We start from the raw sequence: 783 nt of genomic DNA, 5'->3' as shown, positions 1-783 counted from the left end.
GAATCCTTTATCACCGACCACATTCTGAAAAACCCCGCCAAGGCGGGGTTTTTTGCTTTCTGTCGTCCGCTTTCCATCCTATTTGTCACGCCCGGTTACATTTCTGTCGGCTCTTTCCTGCACTGGGGTCGGGTATGCTGGGGAGAGATCCTCGGCATATGGACATTCGTGATTGAACCCTTTCTGGCTCGCATGCCCCAAATCCCTTCCTTCTGTTTGCACCAGCACCCTGGCCCTGGTTGTCATGGCGCTCGCTGGTTGCACCTACCATCCCCAACCCCAGGAGCTTCGGATGGAGGCCGCTCCCAGGCAGAGCGCTCCTCCGGTCTCGGCGCTGGTGACCGACGGGGGATTCTGCGTGGCTCTCGATGCCCGGGACAGGCTGGTCACCCAGCCCTGTGACCTGAGTACCCGCCAGCAATTTGGCTGGGATGCCGGCGCCCTGCAACTGGTGCAGCGTTGCCTGGTCGTCAGCGGTGGCAGCGAGCTGACCCTGGCCGGATGCGAGGATGGAAGCCGCCAATGGCAGTGGCAGGAGGATCGCCTGTTCAACCGCAAGGCCGGTCTCTGTCTGGATGTGGCGGGGCGCCGCCACAAGGCCGGCACGCCGCTGCGGCTGGCCGACTGCTTCGGGGGCGCCAACCAGAGTTTCCAGTGGCAGCGTGAAGGGAACCTGCTGGATCGACTGGAGCTGAATAGCCTCATCCGTTGAGGCGTGTCATCCATGCCAGATCGCGTCAGCTCAATGGGGGTGGCTGTGGGAGGCCGCGGTGGGGGCGACCG

1 protein-coding gene is annotated in these 783 nt (G+C 63.1%); it reads left to right on the top strand.

The window, feature by feature from the left end:
- The first annotated feature begins 292 nt into the window (after positions 1–292).
- Positions 293–712, top strand: coding sequence for an RICIN domain-containing protein (locus BN1136_RS00490; RefSeq protein WP_331384888.1), 420 nt, complete (start codon positions 293–295; stop codon positions 710–712).
- The last annotated feature ends 71 nt before the right edge of the window (positions 713–783 follow it).

It is taken from the genome of Aeromonas taiwanensis, from assembly GCF_000820165.1.
Classification (GTDB): Bacteria; Pseudomonadota; Gammaproteobacteria; order Enterobacterales; family Aeromonadaceae; genus Aeromonas; species Aeromonas taiwanensis.
This window is presented reverse-complemented; position numbering and strand designations above follow the sequence as displayed.